We start from the raw sequence: 8,050 nt of genomic DNA, 5'->3' as shown, positions 1-8,050 counted from the left end.
ATCCAGTACGAGGCGTACAGGTCCAGTCGGTGGTAGTCGTCGAGCGTTACATTATGCGTTGTCCATCCCTCAAACCATACATCGTCGCGCTTGCCGCCGTAGGTGTACGACAGGTTCAGGTTGCCGCCGGGCAGGAAAGCCCAGTTCAGATTGGCACCGGTCTGGTACTTTGGCCGCCGCAAAAGCTCCTTGCCGGTCTCCTTGTTCTCCGTGTCAAGGTAAGTGAAGCTCGCGAGGAGCGAGAGGGTTTTCAGCGGCTTCACCGTAAGGGCCGACTCGACCCCCTTCACCGTTACGCGGCCGACATTGATGGTTTTCCCCATGCCATCCATTCCGAACATGTCCTTATACTTCGAATCGAAATAGGTGACCTCGAGCACCAGCATGTCGCCCGCCACGGGTTGCTCAATCCCAGCCTCCCAGCTTTTACTGAGTTCCGGGTCGAGCTCCTCGTTCCCATAGGTGGGATCGTAAACCTGAAAGATGGACGGCGCCTTGAAGCCGGTGCCCCAGAGCGCCTTGAGCCGCGTACCGGTGAGGGGCATACTGAGCGAGGTATTGGCCTGCCAGCTCAGATGCGTGCCGAATTCCTGGTGGTCGTCCACGCGCACGCCGGCGGTGGTGAACCAGCGCTCGAAGAGGCGCAGGTGGTCCACCACATAGGCGCCGCGGCTTTCGAGGCGTTTGGCGTTCATCTCGCCTTCGGACACCCAACCTAATCCATCGTCGGAATAACTATACAGCGACACCTCGTCGATCCGGTATTCCGCCCCGGCGATGATCTTGTTCAGCGATCCCATGGCGAAGGTGTTTCGCCACTCCGCTTTTTTCTGGTTTCCCTGGTACCAGCTGTTAATGTCCTCGGCCACGCCGCCGCTGGCGCGGTCCTTGTAACGCCGCAAGGTGTCGAGGTACATGACGCTCAGGTTGTGGCTCCACCATTCCGTGAGCGGCTGATCGAACGACGCCCCTGCCGCCAGGTTCTTGGTGTACGCGCGGGAGTTCGGGTCGTCGATGTAGCCGCCGTCGTCCAGGTCGGCCTTCGCGTCGGTGTAGCGGAGCGCGAAGTCCAGCCAGGCGTCGTTCAGCACGCGCATCCCCAGGCGGCTCGAGAGCGTGGTGTTGTAGTATGCATCGCGCTCCGGGTCGGTTGCCGCGCCGGGGGCCCTGTCGGACTGCGAGAAGCCCTTCGAATCGGTGCGCGCCGCGGCGAATGAATAATACGCGTCGGAGCTGCCGCCGTTCACCGAAACCGATTCGCGGAAGGTGGAGTAGGATCCGGCCTCGGCCTTGACGGTGAAGGTCGGTTTCCCCTTTCCGCGTTTGGTGATGATGTTGATCACCCCGCCCGTCGCGTCCGAGCCGTACAATAAACTCTGCGGTCCGCGCAGCACCTCGATGCGCTCCACGTTGTCCGCGGTCAGGTTCGCGAAATCGAACGACCGGTCGCTGGCCGAGGGATCGTTCGACTCCACGCCGTCAATCAGGATGAGCGTGTTTCCGGACTTCGCCCCGCGGATGAAGACGTTCGCCTTCCCGCCGAAGTCGGTATCGCGGACGATCGTGAGTCCCGGAACGTCTTTCAAGAGGTCGATGACGTTCGCCTTGCCGCGCTCTTCGATCTCCTTTTCGGTGATGATCGTCACCGAGGCGCCCGTCTCGCGTTTGTTGATGTTCGACTTCGTGGCGGTGACCACCACCTCGCCGATGACGGCCCTTTCCTCCGGCGTCGTCTCGCCGGCGGGCGATTCCTGCGCCCACGCCGTCGACGCGCAGAGCAGGGCGAGAGCGATAATGCAGTGAAAGCTTCTTCGTAAGTACATGTACTCCTCCGTGTAGATGGTATTCTCCGGAGGCGAGGGGGCTTTCCATTCGGCGCCCCGTCCGCCGTCCGTGCGAAGAACATGGATAATCTACGGAGGGGTCGTGTGAGTGAAGCGTGGGGGCCTTCTTCCCGGACAAATAAAAAGGCGCGCTCGGGGCGCGCCGGTTTGATCGGGGGCGGACGGCCCTTGCGGCCGAACAGCTCACCGGTTCCCGTTCCTCGAGGATATCCAGTAAATCGGAGTTCCTGGCTCATCCGCACGGGGCGGAATTACAGTTGCGGGACAGCGCGGGAATCTCACCCGCTTCCTCCAGACGGCGTTTTCAGCCGTCGGCGATACGCTATCGGATTCGTCCCCGGAATGTCAAGGGATTTATGTGGCTGGTGTTTCCTCCGCGTGGGGGCTTCCCGGTTATTACGGTCTTGACTTGTCCGCCCGGCGGGACAAACATGATGCCGTGGCCGCGCTTCGAACGATACATCTTCACGAAATATCCGGCATCCGCGCGTCGATGGCGGACGGACAGTTCGCTCTCGCGGCGGTGTGCCGCTTCGGTTCGCGCGACCCGGGGCTTCTGGAAGAATCGGTGGTTCCGATGCTCGCCGGCGGCGAACGCGCCCGCTTCGAATCGCTTAAAAACCCGGAAGCGCGCATTCGGTACCTCGCCTCGCGCCTGCTTGCCAAAACGATATGCGGCGCGCTGGACGCTCTGCCCGCGACGTCGATTGAGACGGCGCATGCCCCCGATGGAAGCTTTGCCGTCCGCGGAACGCGCGTTCGATACCATGCGGGCATCTCCCACACCGCGGGTGCGGCGGCGCTTGTCCTTTCCGCGTCCGCCGCCGTCGGCATAGACATCGAAAGGCTCCGAAAACCCCCGCTCGCCGTCGCACGGAAATATTTTTCCGGGGAGGAATGCCGCGTGATGGGCGCCGCCGCTTTTTTCCGCCTGTGGACGCTCAAGGAGTCACTGGCGAAGCTTGAAGGCTCGGGCGTACCCGGGTCGCTGCGACGATATGAGTTCGTGATCGACGGCGAAGCCGTATCCTGCATGAAGGAGGGAGGGGGCGCCGCATTATCGCTCCGGTTCGAAAGCGCCGTCCTGGGGCGTCACGTGCTGGGCGTCGCGCTCGGCAGCCCGGGTGCCGGCCTTGTCCTTATCGGGCCCGTTCGTTGCGGGGAATTACTGCGATACGCGGGATTACCCTGATGCGGGATTGGATTAATCCGACAGATGGCTTTGCGGGGGGCCTACAACGTCCTCTGTGACTCCAGGTACTCCTCGTAATTCACCTCGCTGAGGGCGTCGAGCTCCCTGATCTCGCAGCCCACCTTGATGATCTTGTTTTCCATGATGACGATGTTCCGGATGACGGCAAGGCACGAAGACCGTTTGTTTTCGGGAAGGTTGAGGTCGAAACAGACGTAGCTGTTTTCCTTGAAATAGCGGATGAAGCGGCGCTCCTTGAAGACGATTCCCACGCCATTTTTAGAAATGTCCGAGACCAGCAGCCGTTCGTCGGGGACGGGAAACACCTTGTATTTGTTGAAAAGCTCCTCGGCGACGATCGCCATGCGCTTGACGATGAGGAGCGCCGACTCGGAAAGCGGCGTGGCCCCGTTGCACTGGATGTAGCCGTATGGGATCCGTGCCTTGTATAAAACCGGGACCGATACCTCCGAGATGAGATTCTTCCTGTTGACGAGCTGATAATCCCTGCCGTAGATGTTGTTTAAATAGTAGTTGAAAAACGCTCCGTCCTTTACGGTTTCCTTTTTGCTGATGTCGTTTATCAGATAGGGCGTCTTGTTTTCGTAAAAGTATTTCATGCGGATGTCGGTCATTCCCTCGTTGCAGAAAAAAATCCTTACCTGTTTAAACTGTTTCTCCAGGTCGAAACGGACGATCTCCTTCACATGGTCGACCTTTTTGCTTTCCATGGCAAGGGAATTCTGGATGATAAAATCCGAGATTATGTTCGTAACGTAAATGATGCTCTTTCCCTGCCCGCCGATACCGACGATCTTACGGTCCTCCCTGCGCATGGCGGAGATGATCTGAAACTTGACGGGGATGAAGATGTACGAGTCGTCTTCCTGTTTCTCGACGAGCTTGAGGTTGGCGTAGATAGTGTACGATTCGTTCCGGGTGAAGATGAGGCAGCTCTCGTACATGTTCTTGAGGTAGGGAATTTTGAGCGCCGCCATGCCGTCGGTATAGCCGAAGAATTTGATCTTCAGATCGCCGCTCCTTGTTTTCAGGAAAACGTTGTTCTTGAGGAAGAACTTGTAGAATATCTCCTCGAAGAGACTTTTATCGGTGATGGTTTTAATCAGTTCGGCCATTTGACTTCATCCCGAAACCGCGTTTCTTAAAGGGCGTCGTGCAGGGAGCGGGCTTTCTCGGCGAGATCATTCAGGTCCTGCTCGAGGCGGGCGGCCTGGAATATCCGCTTTTCGCTTCTGGCCTGCTCGTACTTTTTAAAAAGGGCCGCCATCGTATCTTTCAGCGACTCCATCTCCCGTTCGACCGACGAGGTCGGCGCGGTCCCGTAGTGCGCCGATGTGCTTGCCATCGTGTCGAGGTCCACGACCTCTCCCCAGCGGGGGACCCGCGTATCGTATCCGAAGCGCTCCCTGACCGATTCGGCGAACGCGAGCGAGGCGGCCTCCTCGCCGTGTACGACAAAGACATTCAGCCGGTCGTTCCTGATGGAGCCCATCCATTCGAGGAGGTGATCACGGTCGGCGTGAGCCGAGAATCCGCCGAGTGTGTGGATTTTCGCGCGCACCGCGATGTCCTCGCCGTAGATGCTCACGCGCTTCTCGCCGTCCACCAGCCGACGCCCCAGCGTGCCCTGGGCCTGGAATCCGACGAAGACCACGCACGATTCCGCGCGGTGCAGGTTGTTCGCCAGGTGGAACTTGATGCGGCCGGCGGTACACATCCCCGAAGCCGCAATGATAATCGCCCCGCGCGAGTCGTTTAGTTTTTTCGATTCCTCCGCGCTGCGGGTGTAATGCAGGCAGGGAAATTCCAGCGGGTTGTCGCCCGAGGAAAGCAGCGCGCGCATTTCATCATCGAAGAGGTGCGCGTTTTTCTTGAATATCTCGGTAGCCGAAATCGCAAGCGGCGAATCGATATACACCGGTATCGGCGGCACTTCTCCCTGCTTGAAAAGCCTTCCGAGCGTGAAGATAATCTCCTGAGTGCGCTCGATCGCGAACGAGGGTATGATGATATTTCCCTTGCGGTTGTACGAATCGAGGATGATCTGTTTAAATTCCGCAAACGTGTCCTCGCGGCTTTTATGCAGGCGGTTGCCGTAGGTGGATTCTATCAGGAGGATGTCCGCCTCGTCGGTCGTTTCGGGGTCGCGGATGATCGCCTGGCCTTTTGTTCCCAGGTCGCCGGAAAATACGAGCTTGACGGTGCGGCCATTCGTCTCGATCCACATCTCGATAAATGCCGAGCCGAGGATGTGCCCCGCGTCGCGAAAGCGCGCCTTTACGCCTTTAACGACATCGAAAATTTCGCCGTATCGCCGCGGCGCGAAAAACCGGAGGGCTTTCTCCGCATCTTCCGATGTGTAGAGCGGGGGGATCGCCTCGCGTCCCAGTTTCTTCTGCCTGCGGTTGATCCATTCGATGTCCGTCTCCTGGATGTGGGCGCTGTCGGGAAGCATGATGGTGCACAGGGCCGCCGTCGCGTCGGTGGCATAGATTGAATTGGTGTAGCCTTCCTTCACGATCTTCGGGATGAGGCCGCTGTGGTCGATGTGCGCGTGGGTGAGAAGGACGGCGTCGATTTCGGACGGGGCGTGGATAAGGTGCTGGAAGTTGCGTTCCTTTAGTTCGCGTCTGCCCTGGAACATCCCGCAGTCGACCATGATGGAGAAATCACCGTTTCTCACGATATACGAGGAACCGGTCACGGTTCCCGCTCCGCCGACGAATTCGATTTTCATTCCGTTCGCTCCGCCCGATCAATATGGGGAAAGGCGCCGCATGGGTGCCGATATGGGTTTCATATTACAGAGTACCACTCAAATGCCGTCATTGCAAGTATTATTGCGCCGAGATGATGGCGCCGTCCACGATGGTAATGGTGCGGCCGGTCATCGACGCGATCCCGGCGTCGTGGGTCACCACCACGATCGTGGTGCCGTTTTCCCTGCCCAGTTCGAAGAGCGTGCTCATCAGCACCTGCGAGTTTTTGCTGTCCAGGTTCCCGGTCGGCTCGTCGGCCAGGATGATATCGGGCCTGCAGACGATAGCCCGGGCGACCGCTATGCGCTGGCATTCGCCGCCCGAAAGCTCGCCCGGGCGGTGGCCGATTCTGTCAAGCATGCCGAAGCGCTCGATGACCGAAAGCGCCGTTTCCCTTGCCCGGGCGCGTCCATCGCGGCGTATGAAGAGCGGCATCATGACGTTTTCGAGCGCGGTGAAGTCGGGAAGCAGGTTGTGCAGCTGGAAAACGAAGCCAATGTGACGGTTTCGGAAATTGGAAAGGTCCTCGACCGAGAGACCGGAGAGCTCGCGGCCGAGGATCGAAAGGCTCCCCGACTGGAATCCGTCAAGACAGCCCATCACATTGAGAAGCGTCGACTTGCCGGCGCCCGAGGGGCCCACTATCGAAATGATATCGCCCCGGCCGATGGAGAGAGACACCCCCCGCAGCACGCGCAGGGCGTTGCGGCCCGAGCCGTATACTTTCTCTATGGATTTCGCATCAATTATTTTGTCCGGTTCCATATAGCGCAGGCCCTATTCGTATCGTATGGTTTCGACCGGCTGGAGGCGCGAGGCGTGCCACGATGGGAAAATGGCGGCCACGGTCGAGAGGAACACCGCGAAGGCCGCGATGAGCACCACGAATTCCGGCTTGATCTCGGTCGGGATGGTATCGATGTAATAAACGCTTTTAGGGACCAGGGTGATGTTGAAGTAGAAGCCCAGGTCGAAGACGGTGTAGATGTAACCCATCACGCCGTTTATCGCCGTTTCGATCCCGCGGATGATGACCTCCAGGTTGAGCGCCGCCCACAGTCCACCGACGACGCCGGCCACGGTTCCGATCACCCCGATAAAGAACCCCTCCAGCACGAAAATCACCATGATGGAGATGGGAGTGGCGCCCATCGACTTGAGTATGCCGATATCGCGGCGCTTCTCCATCACCACCATCACCAGCGTCCCCATGATGGAGAAACCCGCCGAGATGATGACAAGGAACAGGATGATGGTCATGATGAGCTTCTCGAGCCTGAGCGCGTAGAAGAGGTTCTGGTTGCGCTGCTCGGCGGTGAGCGTCTGGTAGCTGAAGCCGATCGTCGATTGTATGCGCGAGGACATGTAATCCATGCGGTAGATGTCGTCGATCTTCACGCCGATGCCCCATACGATGTTGCCGAGGCTGTAAAGGCGTTGTGACGCCGGAAGCGACATCATGATGAGCCGGGTGTCGAAATCGTAATAGCCCGTTTTGAAAAAGCCGGCCACGCGGAACGAGCCCATCCCCGGGGTCACCCCGGTGGTCGCCGTCAGCCGGCCGCGGGGGACGATGAGCTCCACCGTGTCGCCCCGGCGTATGCCGAGGTTGAACGCCATCTCCGATCCGATGTAAATATCGTTGTCGCGCTGATAGGACTTCGGCCCCTCGGTAATGAATTTCACCGTGTCCTCGGGAATGCCCGCCGTCGAACCGATACCGCGAATCAGGACAGGGGTTATCGCCGTGCGGAAGCGGAAGAGGCCCTGGCCCTGCAGGTAGGGGCTTGCCGAACGGACGCCCTTTATCGCCCTGATTTTCCCGGTGATTGCGGCGTAATCGGATATTCCCTCGCCGCCGTCGCCCGAATAGCCCGATACGGTTATATGCGAGTCGACGTCGAGTATCTTGTCCTTTATCTGGCCCTGAAAGCCGGTCATCACGCTTATGACTACGATGAGGATGAAGACACCGAGGAATACAATTACGATGGAGAGCAGCGTATTGAATGAGATAAACCCCTGGCTCTTTTTGGCCTTGAGGTAGCGGAGTCCAACAAACAGTTCGTACGGTCTCATCGATATTCCTGGAAAACGGAAGTTTGCGCGTCAGGAGAGGGTACTTTCGACGGTGTATTTGTCAATTGTATTTAGAGCTCCGGGGAAATCCTGTTTCCCTATCGCCGGTAAATAAATAAACTTATTGCGAATCTGCGGATACTACGAGGTCAAAT

General features: G+C 58.6%; 6 protein-coding genes and 1 riboswitch. Of the genes, 1 reads left to right on the top strand and 5 read right to left on the bottom strand.

Features of this window, described 5'->3' with window-relative positions; all coding sequences use genetic code 11:
* Positions 1-1,823: TonB-dependent receptor (locus VLM75_00755; GenBank protein HSV95441.1), on the bottom strand; the 1,823-nt coding region annotated here is incomplete at its 3' end.
* Between the two features lie 223 nt (positions 1,824-2,046).
* A riboswitch (cobalamin riboswitch) is annotated at positions 2,047-2,178 on the bottom strand.
* A 24-nt stretch (positions 2,179-2,202) separates the two neighbouring features.
* Between VLM75_00755 and VLM75_00750 the strand changes: the two genes are divergently transcribed.
* On the top strand, positions 2,203-3,036 hold the full coding sequence (locus tag VLM75_00750; protein HSV95440.1) for a 4'-phosphopantetheinyl transferase superfamily protein: 834 nt from the start codon (positions 2,203-2,205) through the stop codon (positions 3,034-3,036).
* Between the two features lie 41 nt (positions 3,037-3,077).
* Here VLM75_00750 and VLM75_00745 read toward each other — a convergent pair whose 3' ends face one another.
* The 4 genes from VLM75_00745 to VLM75_00730 all read right to left on the bottom strand — a co-directional run bounded on the left by VLM75_00745 (position 3,078) and on the right by VLM75_00730 (position 7,895).
* Entirely contained in the window at positions 3,078-4,172 is a 1,095-nt protein-coding gene (locus VLM75_00745) for a hypothetical protein (GenBank protein ID HSV95439.1), read from the bottom strand.
* Between the two features lie 26 nt (positions 4,173-4,198).
* Positions 4,199-5,794 carry an MBL fold metallo-hydrolase gene (locus tag VLM75_00740; protein HSV95438.1) on the bottom strand — a complete coding sequence of 532 codons (1,596 nt, stop codon included), beginning with the start codon at positions 5,792-5,794 and terminating at the stop codon, positions 4,199-4,201.
* 100 nt (positions 5,795-5,894) lie between these two features.
* Positions 5,895-6,566 carry an ABC transporter ATP-binding protein gene (locus VLM75_00735; protein HSV95437.1) on the bottom strand — a complete coding sequence of 224 codons (672 nt, stop codon included), beginning with the start codon at positions 6,564-6,566 and terminating at the stop codon, positions 5,895-5,897.
* A gap of 27 nt (positions 6,567-6,593) precedes the next feature.
* Positions 6,594-7,895 (bottom strand): ABC transporter permease, encoded by a 1,302-nt coding sequence (locus VLM75_00730; GenBank protein HSV95436.1) that lies wholly within the window; start codon positions 7,893-7,895, stop codon positions 6,594-6,596.
* Between the last annotated feature and the right edge of the window lie 155 nt (positions 7,896-8,050).

It is taken from the genome of Spirochaetota bacterium (assembly GCA_035477215.1).
Taxonomy (GTDB): Bacteria; Spirochaetota; UBA4802; order UBA4802; family UBA5368; genus MVZN01.
This window is presented reverse-complemented; position numbering and strand designations above follow the sequence as displayed.

What these genes read in the sequence shown, in the direction of transcription:
- VLM75_00745 (HSV95439.1), bottom strand. Translation starts at nt 4,172, where the DNA reads ATGGCCGAACTGATTAAAACCATCACCGATAAAAGTCTCTTCGAGGAG.
- VLM75_00740 (HSV95438.1), bottom strand. Translation starts at nt 5,794, where the DNA reads ATGAAAATCGAATTCGTCGGCGGAGCGGGAACCGTGACCGGTTCCTCG.
- VLM75_00730 (HSV95436.1), bottom strand. Translation starts at nt 7,895, where the DNA reads ATGAGACCGTACGAACTGTTTGTTGGACTCCGCTACCTCAAGGCCAAA.